Consider the following 22,877-nt stretch of genomic DNA (forward strand, 5'->3'; position numbering starts at 1 on the left):
CCCTTGTTTCAATCCACGCCCCCGCGTGGGGGGCGACTGTCATCCTGGATTGTATTGCCGGATAACGAAGCAATGCTTGTTTTCCGCGAACCCCTCCTTTCTTTCATGAGATTTCATCTGGACGAGTCGTTTACTGTTTTATTTTGCTTATAAATCAATATGTTAAGTTTTTTGCGAGCCCCCCGGTCGATTTTTGTCAGCTTGGGGTTCGCAACCTTGACGAATAGTGAGCGCGGCTGCCCATATTTTTTTCAAGCTTCGACCGGTAGGCCTCCTTCTGGCAGTCTCTCAACATTACAGCAGGCTTTCATGCGCAGCTTCGGCACCGTGTATACAGCGCATGGCATCTCTTTTTCACTATGCCGTTAAACAATCAACGGCCCCTGCTGATCTACACCTGGCTTCGCCCCAATATGTTCCACCCTCCGTTCCCAGTTTGAGCCGAGATAATAAAATCGGAGACTGTCGGCCTTTGGATCAATCTCTCGGATTAGCCTCGCTTTCAATACTTCCCATTGGGCCGGAGCGACGATGCATTCGAAAACAGAAAATTGGACCCTCTGGCCGTAATCTTTGCATGTCTTCGCCACCCGCCGGAGCCTTCTTTGTCCGTCCGGCCCACTGACCGCCACATCGTAACTCACCAAGACAAACATATCTCACCTCCAGATAAAGACCGGGTAGCCGTCAAGATCACCACGTAAATACCGAGCAAACAACCGGGCCTGGATATGGAAGAGTAGCCCAACGGTCATTTTTTTATTGGTAAAAGGGTGGGTTATTTCTTCTTGTTTTCGCGTTTGCCAGGCGATCAGCAATTCTTTTCGAGTGTCGTCATCCATCAGCACTGCGCCGTTTTCCAGCGTCCTGAAACCGTTTCCGCGCACCTGACCGCGGTTGATCAACGACAACGCCAGACGATCGGCGAGGAAGGGGCGGAACTCTTCCATCAAATCAAGGGCAAGTCCCAGCCTTCCCGGCCGATCTCGGTGGAGATACCCAACCGCAGGATCAAGTCCTGTCGATTCCAGGGCAGAACGCACGTCATGCATCAGCAGGGTATAGAGAAAAGACAGCAGGCAGTTGACCCGGTCCAGCGGCGGTCTGCGGCTGCGCTGGTGAAAAGCAAATTGGTCTTTCTGGGCCACTATCAGATGATCAAAGACCGCAAAATAGACCGCCCCTGCCTCCCCCTCGTAACCTCGCAAACGGTCCAGAGGGAGCTTCCCTTCCCGGAGATGCTCAAGGATTTGCCCTAGTCTCTTTGATGCCGCACTGAGCTTGTCCGCAGCGACTTTCTCTCCGTGATCACGCAGTGTCCGGTTCAAAACCGCGCGGCAGTTATACACTTTGCCGAGCAACACCGCTCGAGCCACATCGGCGGATAGTTGCTTGTCATCGGCCCAGCGGTACTGGGTCCGGCGCAGCAGGACATTGCCCGAGACCGGGGCAGTGACTCGGGCCAAGAAGCGGCCCTGTTCAGTGAGGAAGCTGACGACTACATCGCGTTCGGCGCATAATCCCATGAGAAAAGGACTCATGGACACCTGGCCGAAACAGACGATGCCGTCCAGGGTGTGTATGGGAAGCTGGAGGCGGGTTTTGCCATCCACTTTGACCACCACGGTTTCACCTTCTTTTGCGAGGTAGCTTCCTTGCGTGGTCACAAAAAGGGTGTTGAGATGTCTTTTCATTTTGTCGCCTTTGCGAGGTACCAAGCGATTGACCCAGCACCGCCGAAACCCTTCGGCAGACAGATTTCCAAGAGCGAGCACGAGTCGCATTTTTTTTGATAAGCCGCTGGCGGCGTGCGTCCGGCATCCACGAGGCGATGAAATCGTTCTGCGGTGATTCTGGTCTCCTCACGCAGATGGCCGTCAAATGCCACCACCTGCCGCCGTCGGTTCTTCCCGTAGAACAACGCCCCTTCCGGCACCTCGACGGCCAGCATCTCCTCAAGGCAGAGGGCCTGGGCGCAGAGCTGCACCTTGTCCCAGTTTTCCTGTTTCGGCCGACCGCGTTTGTACTCCACCGGGTAGGGGCGCCAGGTGCCGTCTTCCTGCCGATGGTACTCGACCACGTCGGCCTTGCCGGACAATCCCAGGGAAAGGGATCGCAGTGGCACTCCATATTCAACCCGCACATCTCGGCGTGACTCGTGGCCCGGCCGATCGGCTCGTTCATGCAGCAAGCGTCCTTGGGCGGTGTAGAGGTTCTCCACCCAGATTTGCTCGATATGGATGAGCGCGCACTGCCGTTCGCAGAAGAGGATATGCTGGAGGCCGGATAACTGGAGGAGATCGTCTTCGGTGTACATCGATGACGGCGTCCATGTTGTACCAGTCAATCTGTCTTGTGACATCTCTACCGCCTTCATTTTGAACTGTTGCATTTTTGGCAGCAGTTGACTCACGCGCTAGTTTTTCGCTTTGACAACTATTCCATAATTGGATGAAAATGAATGACTTGTCGCGCTCGAACAGCTCGGCCATCTGGTTTAGGGTCAACCAGACGGTATCGTCCTTGGGACGATCATCAATGGCTGTCCTGCCGTCATCGCCCCTATAACGAACGATTATTCCAAGCCCACGGCCTGTTTCTTTTCCCATCATCAGGTTCCTAAAGCATCTCGATCAGTTGAACACCGACAGGCGCGCTCCCCACCGTCATCGTGTAGTGGGCAAAAGAGCGGGGCGGAGCATCGCCGCAATTTTTCTCAACCGTTACCAGATCAAAGAGTTTGCTGGCCGGGGCGTTGCCCAGCTCGGAATCGTGCTTGAAGACAATAAGCCTGCGTGCAGCCATCTCGCCACGGGCCGCGGAACGGTCGTGGTCGAACATGTTCATGAGCGCGTTCCAGAACAGTTCAAGGTCCTCTTCGGAAAAGCCGGTTTGTTTGGCGAGCGGCGCGGATATGAAGCCGTGGCAGCGGTAGAGGGCGTAAGGGACGGTGAATTTGCGGCCCATGGTGCGGTTGTCGCCCTGCTGTCTTTCGGCCTCGGCCTCGGTGGCCACGGCCATGCGGGTGATGGAGTGTTCCAGCGGCACGATCTGGTCCACGCTGCGGGCGAAGGTGAACTGGACCGGCCCGCGGACCTGGCCCGCGTTCTTGCCGGTGGACATCACCGCGCCGAAGGTGCGCACATCGTAATACCGGCCGCACATATACTGTCGTGCCGCCTCGGTCTTGTCGCCCTTTTCCTTGCTCTTCACCGTCTCCTGCTCATGGGCCTCGTCGATGAGATTGTTGAGGACTGCCTTCTCCTTGATGAAGATATCAAACGGTGCGACGCAGTTTTTGATGATCTGCATATAGTTGCGCACCTTACGCTTGAGGCAGACGTCGGTGACCAGGCCGTGTCCGGTTTCCGGGTCGATGCGGGGAAGATTGCCGGCGTCCGGATCTCCGTTGGGGTTGCCGTCTTTCACGTCGAAGAAGAAGACAAAGTCGTAGCGGTTCTGAATGGCGTTGCTCATGATGCTATCCTCCTTGATTTAATTGTTTTCGTGCTTGGTAAAAAAATCCTGGCGCTGGTGGTAGTAGCCCACCGCGAAACGGCCCTGGTCCTGGAGTGAAAGATGGGTGGGGAAATCGTCGATGCCGCCCATGATCTCGGTGATGGTCTTTTCCAGGTTCACCGCCCGGCCGCGATTTTCGAGCTTGGCCAGGTGATGGTTCTTGAGCTTCATGAGATGCGGAAAGGCGGCCACCGGGTTGCTCGAGGCCGCACCGTAGAAACGATCACGGATGGTGGCGTTGATCCCGGGGTTCGCCTCCTCCTGGATCTTTTCCAGGGTGGCGAAGAGCCGTCCCAGCCGGTAACCGATGTTGGTGTTGCCTGTGTCAAGAGCCATGCCGACCTCCTTTTCAGATCGTTTGTAAAATCTCGCCGCCCGCACCAGCACCGCCTTGATCAGGGCGGCGCGGGGATAGCTGACATCCTGTTCAGCCCGGCAGCGGCGGACGGCAGCGCCGAGTAGGGTCTGGGGATAGGGACTGCCGGCGAGGATCGCCTTCATCACGTCGCCGGCCAGGTTTGGCGGGATGTTTTCCGCCTTTCCCAGCGCGGCGGTTGCGACCAGCAGGCGGAAGAGCGAGAGATGTTCAGGCTGTTTGGGCCCATGGACAATGGCGCAGTCCTCGAAATGCTGGCGGATGTTACGCGCCGTCTCGCCCACTGTGCCCGCGTGCCAGAAACGGACCGCGATCCGCGCCGCATTGGGGGCCAGGCCGAGAACGTAAAATGGGGTCAGATCTTCGGTAATCGGCGGGGTTCCGGCCCTGGGCGATTCATAGAGGACCCGGATTGCCTTTGTCTTCTGCTCGGGGTTTTCCTTCGCCTCCTCGCCGAAGATGTCGGCGAAGACGTCCTCGATTTCGTTCTTTTTCTCGGCCCAGAAAACCGTGGTGGCGTCACCCACCTGGATCTTTTGCCTTGAGTTCTTTGCAAGCAGCTCGTTCAAGGCGGTGGTGTAACAGAAGGCCGTTTTTTCCGTAACCGGGGCGTTGTAGCTCTGTTCCTTGCCGTAGGAGTCAAAGCCCATGTTTTTCTGGAATGACACGATCTTGGCGTTGCTCTTCGCGCCCGGGATCGGGGTGCGGGGATGGAGCCGTGCCACTCTGCCGAACTCACCGCAGACCAGACAATAGCCCTCCCGCGTGGAGCCGGAATCTTCCTCCTCCTCGCCACCGACGTCTCCAGGCCCGGCAGCTGACGCCACATGGGCCACCACCGCTTCACTCTGGCAGACCAGTTGGTCCTCTCCTTGGATGAGGAACGAGAGATTGCAGCCGGGAACCTTCTTGCAGCTCTCCCACTCCGGGTGATCGAACACGGCGGAGAAATCTCCCCGCGTAAGGAAGCGGTGCACCAGCGCGACCCCGGCATCATCAGGGATCGCCTGGTGCAATGCCGCCACCTCCGCCTTGAAGGTCTCGTGCTGCTTTTGCGCCATCTCCCGATCCTTGTCTTTATCCGATTTGGGCCAGCCGAGGACGTAGCCGTAATGGTCCCAGAGGAGATTGGCCACCTGCCACGCCTTGGAGCCAGACCGGCCGCGCTCGGCCGGCACCATGAAGGACTGGGCGACCTTCCTTTTCCCGGATGGCGTCCGGGTATCCTGGAGGGCAGCGAAGTTTCCTTCTCGGTCAAGCACGATGAGGAAGGGGATTTCGACACGTTTGAACCCCGGTGGCGCCACCAACCCCTCGGCGTCGAGGCGGTGGTAATAGTCGGTCAGTTTCTGCAGAATCATCGCCGCACCTCCTCGCTGTCCCACGCGGGCACCTGCATGACGCCTTTTTCGAGCCTGGCCCGGAAGAAGGCGGGCCGGCAGTTTTCGGTGCAGCAGTGGGCGTTGCCCTCGTCCGCGTGGTTGTCGTGGTCGATGTCGTAGAGCATCCAGCCGAGGTCGCGGTCTTCGGGGACGGGATCGGGAAGCGGGCTGTTCAACGGGATCAGCTCGAAATCGGCGGCGAACTCCCGGCAGCCGAGATAGGGACGGTGGAAACACTGGCCGTTTGTGGCCCGGCGGATGAACATCTGCTCGAACTTGGTGACGTTGTCCTCCGGGCCGCTCTTTTCGGTCATCTCGAAGCGGGCATGGATGGTGTAGGCTACGTCCCGCAGGAAGAGCCCGGCCCGCTGCTGGCGCTGGTCCTCGACAAAGATACCGGCGCTGCGCGCCGACATCACGGCGCCCACCTCGTTGCGGCGTACCGATTCCCAGCGGATCGGGGCCAGCACGTCGATGCGTTCCACCCGCCAGCGGATGGCCGGCTTCCAGAGGATGGCCTCCAGGATCCCTCGCGCCGCGGACGGGGTCATCACGTCGTAGGAGACGCGCTCCACCTTCATCTCCGGCCTGGTGAAACATCCGTTCCGGCCCCAAACTCTAAGGCGGAACGGGCCACTTCTCGTGCCGTTTTCGCGCATGTTCCCTCCTTTTTCAGATCACAAGTTCATCGGGGGCGTAGACCGCCGAACGGTCCACGCACAAACCGAGGTCTTCGTCGTACAGATTTCCCTGGACCTGGACAAAGATCCCGGGGCGGACCTCTTCGATGGCCCCTTTCGCCGCCAGCCTGCCGTGGATGGAACGGGGCAGATTGACGACAAAGCGCTGCAAGCGCCTGAGCAGCCAACGCTCCGGCTCCCGGCTGCGCAAGAGTTCGATGAGCTTTGCCCCATCGCCGTAATGGACCACCACCGGGGCCGAGGCATCGTCGATGAGGCGGAATTTTTCCGCCGCGGTCCGGAAACTGATTCGTAATTCGCGATCGTTGGCCAGCAATTTCGTAATGTCGTGACGGTCGAGGCCGTCGCCCTTGAGCCAGTAAAGGGTGCGGAAAAACTCTTCAAAACGTTCCGGGGCCAAGGGGTCACCCTCCCCGGCGGCAAGGAGCCCGCGGCCGATCTCCGCCGCCTGCCGGAGATGGCCTGCGGGGATTCGGCTCTCCGGCAGGAAGACATAGACCTGTCCCGCGGCAAGCCGACCTTCGCGGTTACAACGGCCGGCGGCCTGGGCCACCGAGTCGATCCCGGCCAGGGCTCGGTAGACAACGGGAAAATCGAGGTCCACTCCGGCCTCCACGAGCTGGGTGCTCACCACCCGGGTGGATCGGCCTTCCCTGAGATTTGCCTTGATCTCCGCGATACGGGCCGAGCGGTGCGCCCCGCACATGAGCGCCGAGAGATGAAACGTCCCTTCCGGCATCTTCTCCCACAGGGTTCGGGCGTCGTCGCGGCGGTTGACGATGCAAAGGACCGAATCGTGGCCGACGAGACGCTCGGCGAGCTCGTCCCAGCCCAGGGGACGGGCGAGGCGGTCGATCACCTCCACCCGGGTCCTTTGCAAACGTTCGTGGAGATTCAGGGATTCGGGAATGATTTCTTTTGTCTCCGGCAAACCGGGAAAATCGAAATCCATGCTCTTGTGCGGCCCCAGGGCCGGCTGGGTGGCGGTGGAGAGGACAAAACTTACTCCGTAATTCAGTTGCAGGTCGCGGATGACGGTGAGGATTGGGGTCAGGAAGTCGGGCGGCAAAAGCTGGGCCTCGTCAAGAACGACCACGGAATCGACGATGTTGTGGAGCTTGCGGCAGCGGCTGGTGCGGCTTGCGAACAATGATTCGAAAAACTGCACGTTGGTGGTGACGATGATGGGGGCGTCCCAGTTTTCGCAGGCGATCCGGCTGCGGGCGGTCTCACGGCCGGGATCGGGCGTGTCGAGGTTGCTGTGGTGCTCGATGACTGCCTCGCCAAAGATCTTACGGAACTCGGCTGCGGTCTGCTCGATGATGCTCGTGTAGGGGATCACGTAGATGAGCCGCCGTTTTTGGTGCGTCAGAGCGTGGCCGAGGGCAAAGGCCATGGAGGAAAGGGTCTTGCCGCCGCCGGTGGGTACGGTGAGGGTGAAGATCCCCGGCGGGTCGGCCGCCCGTTCCCTACAGGCGGCCAATATCTCGGATCGGATCCGGTTGACCGGGGTGTCGGGGGCGTTGGCCGTTTTTTCGGCCATGTAGCTGTCAAAGCGCGGGGCAAGGGCGGCCAGCGTGGGGGAACCGCCTCGGGATCGCGCCTTTTCGGGTTCCATGAATGCCTCGGTATCGAGGAAATCGGCGTCCACCAGGCAGGAAAAGAGCATCCTGAGCCAAAGGGAGCGGGAGAGTTTGGTGCCGTTCTTGCCCTTGCCGTTGGGCTGGGGCCGGTCGAGGATCGCCGTCGGAACCAGCGATACGATTTCCTCCAGCAGCTCCTTGCGGACTAGGCGCTGCTGCAGCGAGCCCATCGGGGCCTGTTCATTCTGCCAGTCGGGCAGGCCGGCATGATGGCCGGCGATGAGGTAGGCCGGGATCAATCCTCGTTTATCGAAACGGGCCATGGCCTGCAGTGCCCCGGCGCAGGAGTGGGTGATCATCCCCGGCCGGGTTTCGATATGACACTCCAGCCCGTTTGCGTCATAGAGCTTTTTCTGAAAAGCGGGTGAATACTTGCCGAGGTCGTGCCAGAGGCCGGCAAGATAGGCCCATTCCTCGCCGCCGAAGGGGCGGGCAAACTCCGCGGCCAGCTCGGCGACGTTTTGTAGGTGCTCTTCCAATGGCTGCCACTTCTCCGGTGGTTTCCCGTGAAGGCTGTGGGCGTAATTGTGGGAGTCGTGCTGCATTGTTGGCGTAGCGTGCATCAGGGCATTGGCAGACTTTTCCGCATACTGCATCGGTTCGTCACCCTCTGGGTTTGATGAGCGGATGGAACGCAGAGGCCACGGCAGGACGATGGGGAACCAAGGCGAAGCGCTCTCTGTTTCTCGCCCGTCATCCACCCGTGGGCACATTGTCTCTCTATCCTGATTTTCGATGCGGGAAGCAACTGTTGGAGGACGCGTTGGAGGACGCGTTCCATTGGTGCGGGCATGGAATCTGGTTTTGCTGGTCTTTGGTGAAAGAGACCCGGACGGCCTTGCCATTGCGCTTGCGGCATTGCGCTTGCGGCTTGGCTTCCGGTCGGCCTTGGGATAGGGCTCCTTGGCCATGAACGCATTTTCTCCTTCTCGCCGGAGCACCCGCGTGGTGTATCTTGGTCCTGTGGCTGTGGGGGGCGGCGCCCCGGTGCGGGTCCAGTCCATGACCAACACCGACACCCGAGACGTGGACGCCACGCTGGCGCAGATTGTCGCCTTGGCCCAGGCGGGCTGCGAGATCGCCCGTGTGGCGGTGCCCGATGCCCGCGCAGCCGAGGCCCTCGCCTCCGTGTGCCGCCAGTCGCCGCTTCCGGTGGTGGCGGACATCCACTTCGATGGGCGTCTTGCCGTGGCCGCAGTCGAGGCCGGGGTGGCGGGCTTGCGCATCAATCCCGGCAATATCGGCCCGCAGGTGGAGCGGGTGGTGGACGCGGCCAAGGCCGCGGGGGTCCCCATTCGCGTGGGGGCCAATTCCGGGTCCATCCCCAAGGACATCCTCGAGCGCTGCGGCGGCCCCACGGCGGATGCCCTGGTGGAGGCGGCCTTGCGCCATGTGCGCCTTTTGGAAGAGCGGGGCTTTTGCGCCATCAAGATTTCCCTCAAGTCCTCCTCGGTGCCGGTGACCGTGGCGGCCTACCGCAGGATGAGTACGCTTGTGGACTATCCCCTGCACCTTGGCGTGACCGAGGCAGGAACGCCTTTGCGCGGGGCCGTCAAATCGGCCTTGGGTATCGGCATGCTGCTCGCCGAAGGCATCGGCGACACCATCCGGGTTTCCCTGACGGGGGACCCCCTGCGGGAGATGACCGTGGCGTGGGAGATCCTCCGCTGTCTTGGGCTGCGCCGCCGGGGTCCGGAGATCGTGAGCTGCCCCACTTGCGGCCGCACGGAAATCGACCTCGAAGCGCTCGCATCCGCAGTGGAGGCGCATCTGGCCGATGTGACGGAATCGTTCACTGTGGCGGTCATGGGGTGTGTGGTCAACGGGCCGGGCGAAGCGCGGGAAGCGGATATCGGCATCGCCGGCGGCCGGGATTGCGGCATTGTCTTCAAAAAGGGCGCGGTGGTTCGGAAAGTGCGTGGCGAAGCTTTGATCCCTGCATTTTTACAGGAATTGGATCTCTTTTTGGCCGAGCGTCGAGCCTCGGAACATTGCTAAGGAGTCGTTATGCTGCAAAGTCGCCTCTACATTCCTACGCTCAAGGAAACTCCGGCGGAAGCCGAAGTGGTGAGCCACAAGCTTTTGCTGCGCGCAGGCATGATTCGCAAGATCACCTCGGGCATTTATACGTATTTGCCCCTGGGGTTGCGGTCGCTGGAGAAAATCAGCCGCATCGTGCGTGAGGAGATGAATGCCGCCGGCGCGCAGGAGATCCTCATGCCCATGGTCCAACCTGCAGATCTTTGGCAGGAAAGCGGCCGCTGGGAGCATTACGGCAAGGAACTGCTGCGCCTGCGGGACCGCCACGACCGCGACTATTGCCTCGGCCCTACCCATGAAGAGGTGGTGACCTCCTTGGTGCGGGATGAAGTGCGCTCCTACCGGCAGCTGCCCATCAATGTGTACCAGATCCAGACCAAGTTTCGGGATGAGATCCGGCCGCGCTTTGGCCTCATGCGGGGCCGTGAATTCATCATGAAGGACGCCTACTCCTTTGACCGCGACGAGGCCGGGGCCGATGCCAGCTATCAGGCCATGTACGACGCCTACACCCGCATCTTTACCCGCCTTGGTCTGCGTTTTCGGGCCGTGGCGGCGGACACGGGCTCCATTGGCGGGAGTTTCTCGCATGAGTTCATGGTGCTTGCCGAAACCGGGGAAGATACCTTGGCCGTATGCCGCCAGTGCGCGTACGCGGCCAATGTGGAGAAGGCGGAGGTTCGTATTGCTGCACGCGTTTCCGAGTTGCCTTCGTGTCCGGCCGTGGAGCCCGTGGCCACTCCGGGGGCGCGCACCGTGGAAGAAGTGGCGGCATTTTTGGGGATCTCCCCGCAGGCGGTGATCAAGACCGTGCTCATGGAGGCCGATGGGAATCTCGTGGCGGTGCTGGTGCGCGGCGACCGTGAGGCCAATGTGGTGAAGGTGAAGAACATGCTCGGCGCGGCCGCAGTGGACTTGGCCTGTCCCGAGGTGGTGGAGCGGGCCACCGGCGCGCCGGTGGGCTTTGCCGGCCCGGTGGGGCTTTCGGGCGTGCCCATCTACGTGGATCAGGAGCTCACGCTGGGCACGGATTACGTGTGCGGCGCCAACGCCGCGGATACGCATCTGCGGCATGTGGACCTGCGCCGGGATGTGGCGGCCACGGCCGTGGCGGATCTGCGTACCATCATCCCGGAAGATCCCTGTCCGGCTTGCGGCGGGGCCGTGGACCTGGTGCGGGGCATCGAGGTGGGGCACGTATTCAAGTTGGGGACCAAATACTCCGAGGCCATGCACGCCACCTTCCTCGATGAGAACGGCCGTGAGCGCCTCATGATCATGGGATGCTACGGTATCGGGGTAAGCCGGGTGCTGGCCGCGTGTATCGAGCAGAACCACGACGACGCCGGCATGATCCTGCCGCCGCCGGTGGCGCCCTTCGAAATCCATGTGCTTCCCTTGTCCGTGCGTGAAGAGGCGCCCCGTGCCTTGGCCCAGGAGATCCACGACGCCCTCACGGCCCAGGGGATCGACACCCTGCTGGACGACCGCGACGAGCGGCCTGGGGTGAAGTTTAGCGAGGCGGATCTGTTGGGTGCGCCCATGCAGGTCATCGTCGGCGCCAAGGGTCTGGCGCGGGGCGTGGTGGAGGTCAAGGACCGGCGCACCGGCGTTCGCCAGGAGTTGCCCGCGGATGCGGCGGTGCAGGCCATCCTTGCCTGGCGGGCCGAAGTGCTGGAGGGCTGGTGCACGTCTTTAGCGTAAGTGAGCTCACCTCGGCCCTGCGCTCGGTGCTGGAGGGGGAGTTCCCCTTCGTGTGGGTGCGGGGCCAGGCGGTGAACGTGAGTCGGCCGCTGTCTGGACATGTGTATTTTACCGTGCGCGACGGCGAGTCGGTGCTGCCGGTGGTGTGGTTTCGCGGCCGTCAAGGGGGTGCCGCACCAGTGGATCCGGTGACGGGCGAGGTCTTCGAGGAGGGGAGTGCGTCCCCGCAGGCACTGCTCCCGGAAGAAGGTCGGGAGACCTTGGTGGCCGGGCGCATCACCGCCTACGCCCCCCGCGGGGTGTACCAATTGGTGGCGGAAGTGGTGCAGGATGCGGGCGTGAGCTCGCTCGCCCTGGCGCTGGAGACCCTCAAGAACCAATTGGGGGCTGAGGGGCTTTTTGACGCGGCGCGCAAGCGGCCTGTGCCGCGCAATCCCCGGCGGGTGGCGGTGGTCACCGCCCCGCAGGGGGCGGCGCTGCAGGACTTTGTGCGGGTGGCAAGCACCCGCGGCCTTGGCGCGGTGATGCGTCTGTACGCCTCGCCGGTGCAGGGCGACGAGGCCCCGTCGCGCTTGCAGTACGCCTTGACTCAGGTGGCGGCGGACGCCTGGGCCGAGGTGGTGGTGCTCCTGCGCGGTGGCGGCTCCTTGGAAGACCTGTGGGCCTTCAACACCGAGATGGTGGTGCGGGCCATTGCCGCATGCCCGGTGCCGGTGGTGACCGGCGTGGGGCACGAGGTGGACACCACCCTGGCGGACCTTGCCGCGGATCTTCGCGCCGCTACCCCCACCCATGCGGCCCAGCTCTTGTGGGAAGACCGCGAGGTCTTGGCGCAGCGGCTCGACGATGCGGCCTTGGGGCTGGGGCGGGCCGTGCGCGGCCATCTGGGGCGTGCGGCGCAAGCTCTAACCATGGCGCGGGAGCGGCTTGCATGGGTGTCGCCGGCGTTGCGGGTGCAGCGCGCTGGCCTGGAGGTGGCGCGGCTTCGGCAGCGGCTGCAGCAGGCGGGCCTCGCCCGGGTGCATCGGGAACACGAGGTGCTTGCCGGTTTGGGCCGCCGTCTGGAGTCCTGGGGGACGGAGCGGGTGCGCCGGGCGGATGATGCCGTGCGCCAGGCCACGGACCACTTGGCTCGGGCAGGCGCGGCCCTTTGGGAAGGCAAGGCGCGGGAAGCCGCCGTACTTTCGGCGCGGCTTTCGGCCATGGACCCTGCCGCGCCCCTGGCGCGGGGGTTTGCCGTGGTACGGCGCAACGGGCAGGTGGTGCGCTCTGCAGGCGCGGTGCGGCCCGGGGAGCGCCTGCAGGTCGGTATGCATGACGGCGTCTTTGGCGTGGTGGTGGAGGACGTATGAGCGAGATGTATTTTGAGGAGCGTCTGGCCCGGGTGCGGGCCATCGTGGCCCGTTTGGAGGACCCGGAGGTGCCGCTGGAGGAGGGCATGCAGCTTTTTCAGGAGGGCATGCGCCTGTGCCGGCAATGCGACGAAGAACTCAAGCAGGCGCGTCTGGTGGTGGAAGAGGCCATGCGTCAGGAGGAGGCGTGATGGACGCTGCTGCCCTGAAGGATGCCCTGCGGCAGCGGGCGCGGCTGGTGGAAAACCGGCTGGTCACGCTGTTTGCAGACGGCGCAGTGCCCGGGCGCCTGCGCGAGGCCATGGAGTATTCGCTTTGTGCCGGCGGCAAGCGTCTGCGGCCGGCCTTGGTGCTGGCCTGGGCGGAGCTCGAAGGGCTGGCGGCTTCGGACGTGCTCGACTTCGCCTGCGCCCTGGAGTGCATCCACACGTACTCGCTCATCCACGACGACCTGCCCGCCATGGACAACGACGACCTGCGTCGGGGCAAACCCTCGTGCCACAAGCAGTTCGACGAGGCCACGGCCATTTTGGCAGGCGACGGTCTGCTCACGGAAGCCTTTTTTTTGATGGCCCGAACACCGCTGGACGCCTCTCGAGTGCTGGCTGCCGTGGCCGTTGTGGCCGAGGCCGCCGGTCCTCGCGGCATGGTGGGCGGCCAGATGCTGGATATGGCGCTCACCGGTGGTCGCGCCGACTTGTCCGCCCTGCAGGCCATGCACCGCAAAAAGACCGGGGCGCTCATCGCCGCAGCGTGCGTGGCGGGCGCGCTGCTTGCCGGGGGCGATACGGAGCGGGCCCAATGCTACGGGCACCATCTGGGCCTTGCGTTTCAGATCACCGATGACATCCTCGACGTGGTGGGAGATACCGCCACGTTGGGCAAGCCCGTCGGCAGCGACGAGCGCCAGGGCAAAAGCACCTATCCTGCGCTGGTGGGCATGGAGCAGAGCCGCGCCTTGGCGCAGCAGAGCATCGACCAGGCAGTGGCTGCTCTTGCCCCGTACGGCGACCATCCCCAGGCGCTGTTTTTGCGCCGTCTTGCCCAGTACCTCATGGAGCGGAGCCAATGACTGTGGAGCGATTTCCTCTCCTTGCCGCCGTGGATTCTCCGGCAGCGGTGCGCCGATTGCCGGAAAACCAGCTCACCGCCTTGGCGGCGGAGATTCGGGAGGTCATTATCCAGACCGTGGCCACCAACGGCGGCCATCTTGCCCCTTCCCTGGGCGTGGTGGAACTCACCATCGCTTTGCTGCGCGTTTTCGATCCCCTTGTGGATCGCATCGTCTGGGACGTGGGGCATCAGGCCTATGCCTACAAGCTTCTTACCGGGCGGCTGCCCCAATTCCACACCTTGCGGCAAAAGGGCGGGATCAGCGGTTTTCCGCGGCCGGACGAAAGCCCCTTCGATCACTTTGCCGTAGGGCATTCGTCCACCTCCATTTCGGCGGCCCTGGGCATGGCCGTGGCCCGGGATTTGGCCGGAAAACCCCACAAGACCGTGGCCGTCATCGGCGACGGCTCCATGACCGCCGGGCTCGCCTATGAGGGACTCAATCAGGCCGGGGGCCTCGGCCGGGACCTCATCGTGGTCCTCAATGACAATGAAATGTCCATTTCCCGCAATGTGGGGGCGTTGTCGTCCTTTCTCAGCCGCAAGCTCTCCAAACGTTGGGTGCAGCGCTTCAAGCGCGAGGTGGAAGCCGTCATGCGCCAAGTGCCGGTCATTGGCGACGACTTGGCCGAGTATGCCCGCCGCACCGAGGACTCGCTCAAGAGTTTCTTCACCCCGGGCATGCTTTTCGAGGCCTTCCGCTTTTCCTACATCGGCCCCATCCAGGGTCATGATGTGCGCATGCTCGAGCGGGTCCTGGCCCAAGCCGCCACCTTGGAAGGGCCCATCTTGGTGCACGTGCTCACCAAAAAGGGCAAAGGGTACGCCCCGGCCGAGGCCAACCCTGTGTATTTCCACGGCGTGGGATGCTTCGAGCCCGAGACCGGCATGGCGCGCAAGTTCGCCCCGTGCGCGCTTCCCAGCTATACGGATGTCTTTGGCCAGACCTTGTGCCGCTTGGCAGGAGAGGACGCACGTATCGTGGCCATCACCGCCGCCATGCCCGAAGGCACAGGACTCACCGAGTTTGCCCGGCGTTTTCCAGAGCGCTTCTTCGATGTGGGCATCTGCGAGCAGCATGCCGTGACTTTTGCCGCGGGCTTGGCCTCCCAGGGGCTGCGGCCGGTGGTGGCCATCTACTCCACCTTCCTGCAGCGCTCTTATGACCAGATCGTCCACGACGTCTGCCTGCAGAACCTGCCGGTGGTCTTGTGCCTCGACCGCGCCGGGCTGGTGGGCGAGGACGGCCCCACCCACCACGGCGTCTTCGACCTGGCCTATTTGCGCCATATCCCCAATCTGACCCTCATGGCCCCGCGCAGTGAGCCCGAGCTCCAGCGCATGCTCGTGACGGCCTTTGCCTTGGGGACCCCCGTGGCGGTGCGCTATCCCCGCGGCGTGGGCTCGGGCGAGGCGCTCGTGGACGACCCGACGCCCATTGCCGTGGGCGAGGGAGAGCTCCTGCGCCCTGGAACGGACGCGCTCGTCATCGCTGTGGGCAGCCGGGTGCTGCCGGCCCTGGCGGCGGCCCACTTTCTGGCCGAAGAGGACGGCCGGAGCGTGGCGGTGTTCGACGCCCGCTTCGTCAAGCCCCTGGCGGAACAGCAGATCGTGGCATTGGTCGCCCAGCACCGGCGCATCCTCATTGCCGAGGAGGGCTGCCTCATGGGCGGATTCGGCTCCGCGGTGCTGGAGCTTTTGGCGGACCGTGACCTTTTGCATGGCCGCCGGGTGCGGCGCCTCGGGGTGCCGGACCGCTTCGTGGGCCATGGCACCCAGGACGAGCTGCGCCATGACTTGGGCCTGACCAAGAGCGGTATCCTTTCGGCATTACGGAAATTGATGCATAATTGATTTTTTGCTTTACAGCGCATGGGGTTTGGTTCTACACGAGATCTGTGTCTATCGTTAGGGGTGGCCTTCGGGCCTGAGAGTATACCCTCTCCACCTGATCTGGGTCATACCAGCGTAGGGAAACGGTAGAAGACTTGTCGGGGCGCCATGAACTCCTTCTGGTCTTTGAGCCGCTACCCAGTCGGGTGGCGGCTCAACTTTTTGGAGGAGTAATGACCCTATTGGAAGCTGCCATCGCCGGCAAGATTACATGGGCCATGGAACAGGTGGCCCACAAGGAAGGTGTGTCCCCGGAGCGCGTGCGCCACGGCATTGCCCAGGGCCACATCGTGATCCCCCACAATACCCGTCGCGAGTTCGTCCCGGAAGGCATTGGCGCGGGCCTGACACCCAAAGTCAACGCCAATATCGGCTCTTCCCAGTCGGACGAGGACATGGATGCCGAGGTGCGCAAGCTCCGCGTCGCGGTGGAAGCGGGCGCTCACAGCGTCATGGACCTCTCCACCGGGCCGCAGCTTGCGGCCATCCGCCGGCGCATCCTTGCCGAGAGTCCGGTCATGGTGGGGGCGGTGCCCATTTACGCCGTGGCTGCGGACCTATTGGCTCAGGGGCGGGATATTCCGGACATGACCGAGGACGAGCTCTTCGCTGCCATCGAGGACCAATGCGCCCAGGGGCTCGACTATATCACCGTGCATTGCGGGGTCACCCGCCGCGCCGTGGAACTGGCCATGGATCGGGTCTGCGGCATGGTGAGCCGGGGAGGCACCATTCTCGCCCAGTGGATGACGGCCCATGGCAAGGAGAATCCGCTGCTCACCGGCTATGACCGCCTGTTGGACATCGCCCGGCGCTTTGACGTCACCTTGAGCCTTGGGGATGGGCTGCGGCCCGGGGCAGGCTGCGACGCCACCGATGCCGCCCAGGTGGAGGAGCTCATCCTCTTGGGCGAGCTTGCCCGGCGGGCGCGGGCCGCTGGTGTGCAGGCCATGATCGAGGGCCCAGGACACGTGCCTGCGGATCAGGTGGCGGCCAATGTGCTGCTGGAGAAGCGTCTGTGCCATGGCGCGCCGTTCTACGTGCTCGGGCCTTTGGTGACGGATGTGGCCCCAGGCTACGACCATCTGGTGGCCGCTATCGGCGGCACGCTTGCGGCCATGGCGGGAGCGGATTTCCTCTGTGTGGTCACTCCGGCGGAGCATTTGGGCCTGCCCGGGGAAGACGACATCCGTCAGGGAGTGGTGGCGGCGCGCATTGCGGCCCATGCCGCGGCCGTGGCCCGGGGGGTGCCGGCGGCGGTGGCCCGGGACCGCGAGATGTCCGCCTGTCGGGCGGCCTTGGATTGGGAGGGGATGTTCCGCCTGGCCCTGGATCCGGCCACGGCGCGTTCCCGGTATGCCCTGCTCCACCCAGAGGATCCTGCGTCCACATGCACCATGTGCGGTGATCTGTGCGCGGTGCGGCGTTTTGCCCAGTGCCGTCAAAGCTGCAGCGCTGCTTCGTCCGCCCAGGAGGCATCCGCATGAGCGGGCCGTCGCTGCGTCCCTATGCCACGGTGCTCGTCATCGCAGGGTCGGACTCGTGCGCCGGGGCCGGCATCCAGGCCGACCTCAAGGCCTGCGCCGCTTTGGGCGCGTATGCCCTCACCGTGATCACGGCGGTGACGGCACAAAACACCCGAGGGGTGCGGGCCGTGCATCCCGTGCCGCTGGACATGGTGGCCGCCCAAGTGGAGGCCGTGCTCGAGGACATCCCGGTGGCGGCGGTGAAGACCGGGATGCTCGCGGACCCAGCGGTGGTGGAGCTGGTGGCCGCGACTCTGGAACGCATGCCTGGGGTGCCGGTGGTGGTGGACCCGGTGATGGTGGCCCAAAGCGGCGATCGTCTGGTGTCTGAGGCTGCGGCGGCCGCTGTGCGCGAGCTGCTCCTTCCCCGCGCCTGGGTGCTCACCCCCAATCTTCCTGAGGCATCAGTACTTTTGGGCCGGGAAGTGGCGGCGGGAGATACTCGGGCCGCTCAGGACCTGCGCGCCGTGGGGCCGCGTTTCGTGCTCCTCAAGGGCGGGCACGGCACAGGGGGGGCGTGCGAAGACATCCTGGTGGGCCCGCACGGGGTGCAGCGGATGGTCGCCCCGCGTCTTTCCACCCCCAATACCCATGGCACGGGATGTACGTTGGCTTCGGCCATCGCCGCGGGGCTCGCCCAGGGCTTGGACGTGCCGGAAGCGGCCGCCCGGGCGCATGGGTATCTGCAGTGCGCTCTCACTGCTGGGGCTGAGCGGTCCTTGGGGCAGGGCGCCGGGCCGGTGGATCACTTTTGTGTATGGGAGGATCCCGCATGCAGATCGTCGTCAATGGTCGGGAGATGACCGTCGCGGCAGGGGCCACTTTGAGGCAGGTCCTGGACGACCTTGGCCTTGGGGAGGCGCCGGTGGTGGCGGAGGTGGATGGGGAGATCGTTCCCCGGGAAAATTGGCCGCGCTTTGTCCTCCAGCCGCAAAGTCGGGTGGAGGTGGTGCGTTTCGTGGGGGGCGGGTGATGATGGACGATTTTTGGGAACTCGGCGGTCGGCGTCTGACCAGCCGGCTGTTTTTGGGCACGGGCAAGTTCGGCGATGAGTCGCAGATTCCGGCGGTATGCGCGGCCGCCAAGGCCGAAGTCATCACCGTGGCCTTGCGGCGGGTGGATCTGGACGCCCCGGATGCCGGGGTGCTGGCACATGTCCCGAAGCATATGATCCTGCTGCCCAATACCTCCGGGGCGCGCAGTGCGGACGAGGCCGTGCGCCTGGCGCGCCTGGCCCGGGCCATGGGCTGCGGCAATTGGGTGAAGATCGAGATCATTCGCGACGCCCGCCATCTGCTTCCGGACAACGAGGCCACCATCCGGGCCACAGAGGTTTTGGCCCGGGAAGGCTTCGTGGTGCTGCCCTACATGAATCCGGATCTCTACGCCGCCCGCGCCTTGGTGGCCGCAGGAGCGGCGGCGGTCATGCCCTTGGGCGCGCCCATCGGCTCCAATCGGGGGCTTGCCACGCGGGAGATGATCGGCATCCTGCTGGAAGAAATCACCGAGGTCCCCATCATCGTGGACGCCGGCCTTGGTCGGCCAAGCCACGCCGCCGAGGCCATGGAGATGGGCGCTGCGGCCTGCCTGGTGAACACCGCCATCGCCACGGCCGAAGACCCGGTGGTCATGGCCCAGGCCTTTGCCTTGGGGGTTCAGGCCGGCCGTTTGGCCTATGTGTCGGGAATGCCTGCTGCCCGGTGGCAGGCCAGCGCTTCCTCGCCGCTCACCGGCTTTGTGGAGGAACTGTGAGATCCTCGTGGCAGCCCCCGCAGTTTCCGGACGCCGCTTTTGTCGCGTCGCCGGCGGCCGTATCCCGGGCCTTGGGGCAGGCCTGGCCGCGTCTCGATGCCGTGGCGGCGCTGCTTTCGCCCGCTGCCGAATCCATGCTCGAGGACATGGCCGCGGCGGCCACGGAGTGCACCTTGCGGCATTTCGGCCGGGCGCGGCTGCTGTTCACCCCTCTCTATGTGGCCAACTACTGCGAGAACCGTTGCCGCTACTGCGGTTACGCCGCCCATGTGGCCATGCCCCGGCTCAAACTCTCCTTGGAGGAGGTGGCGGCTCAAGGGGAGCGCATCGCCGCCACAGGCCTGCGGCATCTCCTCCTCCTTACGGGCGAGGCCCCGCGCCGAGCCGGGGTGGACTACATCGTGGACTGCGTACGCCTGCTGGCCCCGCGCTTTCCCGGCCTGGCCCTGGAGGTCTTCCCGTTGGCGACGGCGCAATACGGCGACGCCGTGGAGGCCGGCGCCACTGGGCTGACGCTCTATCAGGAGACCTACGACCCCGAGGTCTACCGCGCCATGCATCCCGCAGGCCCCAAGGCGGACTACGCCTGGCGTCTGGATGCTCCGGCCCGGGCCGCCCACGCTGGGATGCCTTCGATCACTTTGGGCGTGCTCTTGGGGCTTGCCTCCTGGCGGCAGGACGTGCTCGCCCTGGTGGCCCATGCCCGGTATCTGCTGGAACGTTTTCCCGGGGTGGAGATCGGGGTGTCGTTGCCGCGCCTGCGTCCCCATGCCGGCGGCTTTGCCGCCCCGCATCCGGTCACGGACCGGCAGTTCGTCCAGGCCATTTTGGCCTTGCGCCTGGCGCTGCCCTGTGCGGGGATCACCCTTTCCACCCGTGAGTCCCCCCGCCTGCGTGACGGTTTGGTGGGGCTGGCGGTGACCAAGCTCTCGGCCGGGGTGCGCACGTCCGTGGGCGAGGTGGAGGGCAGCGAACAATTCGCCATCAGCGACACGCGCTCCGTGGCCGAAGTGGTTGCCATGCTGCGCAGCCGGGGGATGCAGCCGGTGTTCAAGGATTGGCAGCCGCTTGCGAGCGCGGCAACGTCGAGGGCCGCATGAGCTGGACGCCTCCGGCCCTTGCGCCGCATGCCCTGGAGCGTTTGGCTCAGGCCCGAGTCCTCGTGGTGGGCCTGGGGGGGCTCGGGGCGCACGTGGCGTTGCTCCTGGCCCGAAGCGGGGTGGGCCACTTGGTGTTGGCGGACGCAGACCGGGTGGAGGCCGTAAACCTCTCCCGCCAGCCGTATTTTCCTGAGCATGTGGGGCGGCTCAAGGCCATGGCCTTGGGAGAGATGCTGCGGCGGATCCGGCCGCAGATGGGGGTGACCTTGGTGCCGCGGTTCGTGGCGCCGGATGCGCTCCCCCGTCTTGCTGCGGGCTGTACGGCGGTGGTGGAGGCTGTGGACGACGCCGCCACCAAGGCGGCCCTGGTGGAGGCGGCCTTGGCGGCTGGGCATCGGGTGGTGAGCGCCTCAGGCATCGGCGGCGTGGGGGCGGGGCTTTCGGTGCGGCGATTGGGGCGGCTGGTGGTGGTGGGCGACGAATGCACGCCCTGCGCAGGCGCTACCCCGCCTCTTGCCCCCCGGGTCACTGCCGCGGCGGCCTTGCAGGCGGACGTGGTTGTGGGATGGATCGTGGACGACTGTGCCAGGGAGGATTGGTCATGAGCGGACGAGAAAAGGTGCTGGAGCAGATTCACTCCGGCGGGCTGTACTGTATCACGGCGCTTCCCCTCTCGCAGGGGCGCAGCACTGTGGCGGTGGTGGCCGCCATGTTGGAAGGCGGGGCGCGCATCATCCAGTACCGGGAAAAGCGGGTCCCGCGTCTTCAAGCGTACCAGGAATGCGTGGCCATTCGGCGCATGACGCGGGCCTTGGGCGCGGCCTTCATCGTCAACGACCATTGTGATTTGGCCTTGGCGGTGGATGCCGACGGCGTGCACGTGGGACAGGACGACATGCCGGTGGAGGTGGTGCGCCGCTTGGTGGGCCCCCGCATGGCCATTGGCCTTTCCACCCATGGGCCGGCCCAGGCTACGGCGGCGCTCTTTCTGCCCGTGGACTACATCGGCGTGGGGCCGGTGTTTCCCACCAGCACCAAGGAGGACGTGTGCGCCCCCGTGGGGTTGGATGCCGTGCGCCACGCCGCCACCCAGGCGCTTCCCTTTGTGGCCATCGGTGGTATTTCCCGACACAACCTCGCTCAGGTAGTGGCGGCCGGGGCTCGCACCATTGCCATGGTGAGCGAGGTGGTCACTGCCCCGGACATTGCAGCGCGGGTGCGGGAAGTGGAAGAGTTGCTGGCGGCATCTTCCAACGCCGGGGGCTTGGCGCAGTCGTAGTTTTGGGCCTCCGGCCTGTTGCTGGTGGGTGCTGGCGGGATCGAATCACTCTGGGTGGCAGCAAGCCCCGGGTGCCACCTCCCATCCCACGATCTGGCGCCGGCTTGCGCTGAATTCCACGCCGACTTGCAGGAGCTTTTCCACCTCCGGTGCGGCGTAGTCCTTGGCTCGAAGCTGGGCCAGGGCCTCGCCGGTGGGGGCGTCGCCTTCTACCACCTTGAACTCGAAGAGCCATACGGTAGATCCAGCGCGCAGCATGAGGTCCAGCCGGCCCTGCAGCGAGGTGTCCTCGGCGACCATGGGAAGCCCCAGGCTCGCCAGGTGGCTGTAGAACACGCTGGCGAAATAGCCTTCGTACTGGGCGATGGGGGTGTTGCGGTACCAGTCCGCCGGGATGCCGGCATAGAGACGCTGGAAGTGCTCGTGCAGGGCCGCTGCGTCGCCGTGGGTCAGCATGTCGTAGATCTCCCAGATGCTTTGCTGCAGGATGCGCTCCAGCTCCGGAGTGATCCATGTGGCGCGCAGGGCGGCATTGAGGGCCGTGCGCACTTCTTGGTTGGGAAGCCCCAAGACGTAGGCCGGTGTCCCCGCCGGCGTGATGCGCCGCTCTGTCAGGGTGAGGTACCCGGTCTGCCAGAGCAGGGCCTCGGGCTCGATGTGCTCCACATCAAAGGCCGAGAGCAGCTGCTCGCTGGCGTAGAGGCGCTCCAGCTGCGGGGTGTAGAAACGGTGCCGGGCCAGCCACTGCACGAGAAAGCGCGGGGTGGCGGTCTCGAACCACCAGGCACGGAACTCGCGCTCGGCAAAAAGGAGGAGCACATCGAAGGGGTTATACACCGATGTTTCGCTTCCCCAGCGGTAGCCGTTGTACCAGTCCCGCACCTGCTGGCGGGGAAGTGGAGTGCCTTCGGCCGCTGCCGCGGCGAACTCCGGGGCAAAGACCGTGTCCAGGTCGTCTTCGGTGTAGCCGCAGAGGGCGGCGTAGCGGTCGTCCACGGTGATGTCGTTGAGGTTGTTGAGCCCGGAAAAGAGGCTCACCTTGCTGAATTTGGAGACCCCGGTGAGGAAGACGAAGCGCAGATCCGCATCCCGGCCCTTGAGCACGGAGTAGAGATTGCGCAGTCCCTCGCGCATGGCCCGCGCTGTGTCCGGATCGGTGAGGTTGTCGAGGATGGGCTTGTCGTATTCGTCCACCAGGACCACGGTTTGGTGTCCATAGGTCTCTGCGGCGCGGGTGATGAGTTGGCCGAAGCGCAGGTGGACGCCTTTGGGCGCAGGATCGATGGGCACCCCGAGACGCCGGGCATTTTCCGTCAGAATTTCATGGATGTGTTCTTCCAATTGGGCGGCCTGCTGGAGTTGCCCTTCGGCGAAGCTGATGCGCACCACTGGATGGCGCTTCTCCCAGTCCCAATGGTCTTCCAGATAGAGGCCGGTGAAGAGCGCGCGGTTTCCCGCAAAGGCCTCGGCCAGGGTGTCCAGGAACAGGGATTTGCC

At 64.3% G+C, this 22,877-nt stretch carries 21 protein-coding genes and 1 riboswitch; of the genes, 13 read left to right on the top strand and 8 right to left on the bottom strand.

The window, feature by feature from the left end; genetic code table 11:
• Positions 1-365 precede the first annotated feature (365 nt).
• The 7 genes from cas2 to BR00_RS00945 form a co-directional block, all read right to left on the bottom strand.
• Complete coding sequence (gene cas2 / locus BR00_RS00915; RefSeq protein WP_496475745.1) at positions 366-656, bottom strand: CRISPR-associated endonuclease Cas2; 291 nt, start codon at positions 654-656, stop codon at positions 366-368.
• 3 nt (positions 657-659) lie between these two features.
• Positions 660-1,694: a type I-C CRISPR-associated endonuclease Cas1c gene (gene cas1c, locus BR00_RS00920; protein ID WP_496475746.1), complete on the bottom strand. Its 1,035-nt coding sequence runs from the start codon at positions 1,692-1,694 to the stop codon at positions 660-662.
• A complete protein-coding gene (gene cas4 / locus BR00_RS00925) occupies positions 1,691-2,413 on the bottom strand; it encodes a CRISPR-associated protein Cas4 (RefSeq protein WP_496475747.1) in 723 nt (240 codons plus the stop codon). Before cas4 ends, cas1c begins: the two co-directional genes overlap by 4 nt.
• A 206-nt stretch (positions 2,414-2,619) precedes the next feature.
• Positions 2,620-3,477, bottom strand: a complete 858-nt coding sequence (cas7c, locus tag BR00_RS00930; RefSeq protein ID WP_496475748.1) for a type I-C CRISPR-associated protein Cas7/Csd2 — start codon at positions 3,475-3,477, stop codon at positions 2,620-2,622.
• A gap of 18 nt (positions 3,478-3,495) precedes the next feature.
• A complete protein-coding gene (gene cas8c / locus BR00_RS00935; RefSeq protein ID WP_496475749.1) occupies positions 3,496-5,256 on the bottom strand; it encodes a type I-C CRISPR-associated protein Cas8c/Csd1 in 1,761 nt (586 codons plus the stop codon).
• Positions 5,253-5,936: a type I-C CRISPR-associated protein Cas5c gene (cas5c, locus tag BR00_RS00940; RefSeq protein WP_496475750.1), complete on the bottom strand. Its 684-nt coding sequence runs from the start codon at positions 5,934-5,936 to the stop codon at positions 5,253-5,255. The genes cas8c and cas5c overlap by 4 nt, the downstream gene beginning before the upstream one ends.
• A gap of 13 nt (positions 5,937-5,949) precedes the next feature.
• Positions 5,950-8,217 (bottom strand): CRISPR-associated endonuclease Cas3'', encoded by a 2,268-nt coding sequence (locus BR00_RS00945; protein ID WP_496475751.1) that lies wholly within the window; start codon positions 8,215-8,217, stop codon positions 5,950-5,952.
• Between the two features lie 313 nt (positions 8,218-8,530).
• Here BR00_RS00945 and ispG point away from each other — a divergent pair, with 313 nt between their 5' ends.
• The 13 genes from ispG to thiE all read left to right on the top strand — a co-directional run bounded on the left by ispG (position 8,531) and on the right by thiE (position 21,380).
• Complete coding sequence (ispG, locus tag BR00_RS00950) at positions 8,531-9,619, top strand: flavodoxin-dependent (E)-4-hydroxy-3-methylbut-2-enyl-diphosphate synthase (RefSeq protein WP_496475752.1); 1,089 nt, start codon at positions 8,531-8,533, stop codon at positions 9,617-9,619.
• A gap of 9 nt (positions 9,620-9,628) precedes the next feature.
• A complete protein-coding gene (locus BR00_RS00955; RefSeq protein WP_496475753.1) occupies positions 9,629-11,365 on the top strand; it encodes a proline--tRNA ligase in 1,737 nt (578 codons plus the stop codon).
• Entirely contained in the window at positions 11,347-12,717 is a 1,371-nt protein-coding gene (xseA, locus tag BR00_RS00960) for an exodeoxyribonuclease VII large subunit (protein WP_496475754.1), read from the top strand. The genes BR00_RS00955 and xseA overlap by 19 nt, the downstream gene beginning before the upstream one ends.
• Complete coding sequence (xseB, locus tag BR00_RS00965) at positions 12,714-12,908, top strand: exodeoxyribonuclease VII small subunit (protein WP_496475755.1); 195 nt, start codon at positions 12,714-12,716, stop codon at positions 12,906-12,908. The genes xseA and xseB overlap by 4 nt, the downstream gene beginning before the upstream one ends.
• Positions 12,908-13,789 (top strand): polyprenyl synthetase family protein, encoded by an 882-nt coding sequence (locus BR00_RS00970; RefSeq protein ID WP_496475756.1) that lies wholly within the window; start codon positions 12,908-12,910, stop codon positions 13,787-13,789. Before xseB ends, BR00_RS00970 begins: the two co-directional genes overlap by 1 nt.
• On the top strand, positions 13,786-15,684 hold the full coding sequence (gene dxs, locus BR00_RS00975) for a 1-deoxy-D-xylulose-5-phosphate synthase (RefSeq protein WP_496475757.1): 1,899 nt from the start codon (positions 13,786-13,788) through the stop codon (positions 15,682-15,684). The genes BR00_RS00970 and dxs overlap by 4 nt, the downstream gene beginning before the upstream one ends.
• A gap of 46 nt (positions 15,685-15,730) precedes the next feature.
• Positions 15,731-15,822: riboswitch (TPP riboswitch) on the top strand.
• A gap of 74 nt (positions 15,823-15,896) precedes the next feature.
• On the top strand, positions 15,897-17,210 hold the full coding sequence (thiC, locus tag BR00_RS00980) for a phosphomethylpyrimidine synthase ThiC (RefSeq protein WP_496475758.1): 1,314 nt from the start codon (positions 15,897-15,899) through the stop codon (positions 17,208-17,210).
• The gene (thiD, locus tag BR00_RS00985) at positions 17,207-18,052 is read left to right on the top strand and encodes a bifunctional hydroxymethylpyrimidine kinase/phosphomethylpyrimidine kinase (protein WP_496475759.1); all 846 of its coding nucleotides are present in this window, start codon (positions 17,207-17,209) and stop codon (positions 18,050-18,052) included. The genes thiC and thiD overlap by 4 nt, the downstream gene beginning before the upstream one ends.
• Complete coding sequence (gene thiS / locus BR00_RS00990; protein ID WP_496475760.1) at positions 18,022-18,222, top strand: sulfur carrier protein ThiS; 201 nt, start codon at positions 18,022-18,024, stop codon at positions 18,220-18,222. The genes thiD and thiS overlap by 31 nt, the downstream gene beginning before the upstream one ends.
• Positions 18,222-19,001, top strand: coding sequence for a thiazole synthase (locus BR00_RS00995; protein WP_496475761.1), 780 nt, complete (start codon positions 18,222-18,224; stop codon positions 18,999-19,001). Before thiS ends, BR00_RS00995 begins: the two co-directional genes overlap by 1 nt.
• Positions 18,998-20,101 (top strand): 2-iminoacetate synthase ThiH, encoded by a 1,104-nt coding sequence (thiH, locus tag BR00_RS01000; RefSeq protein ID WP_496475762.1) that lies wholly within the window; start codon positions 18,998-19,000, stop codon positions 20,099-20,101. Before BR00_RS00995 ends, thiH begins: the two co-directional genes overlap by 4 nt.
• Entirely contained in the window at positions 20,098-20,706 is a 609-nt protein-coding gene (gene thiF, locus BR00_RS01005) for a sulfur carrier protein ThiS adenylyltransferase ThiF (protein ID WP_496475763.1), read from the top strand. The genes thiH and thiF overlap by 4 nt, the downstream gene beginning before the upstream one ends.
• The gene (thiE, locus tag BR00_RS01010; protein WP_496475764.1) at positions 20,703-21,380 is read left to right on the top strand and encodes a thiamine phosphate synthase; all 678 of its coding nucleotides are present in this window, start codon (positions 20,703-20,705) and stop codon (positions 21,378-21,380) included. The genes thiF and thiE overlap by 4 nt, the downstream gene beginning before the upstream one ends.
• Before the next feature lie 45 nt (positions 21,381-21,425).
• Here the strand turns inward: thiE and BR00_RS01015 are convergent.
• A partial coding sequence (locus tag BR00_RS01015; RefSeq protein WP_496475765.1) for an ATP-binding protein occupies positions 21,426-22,877 on the bottom strand: 1,452 nt, incomplete at its 5' end.

This window comes from Thermodesulfomicrobium thermophilum DSM 16697, assembly GCF_059568695.1.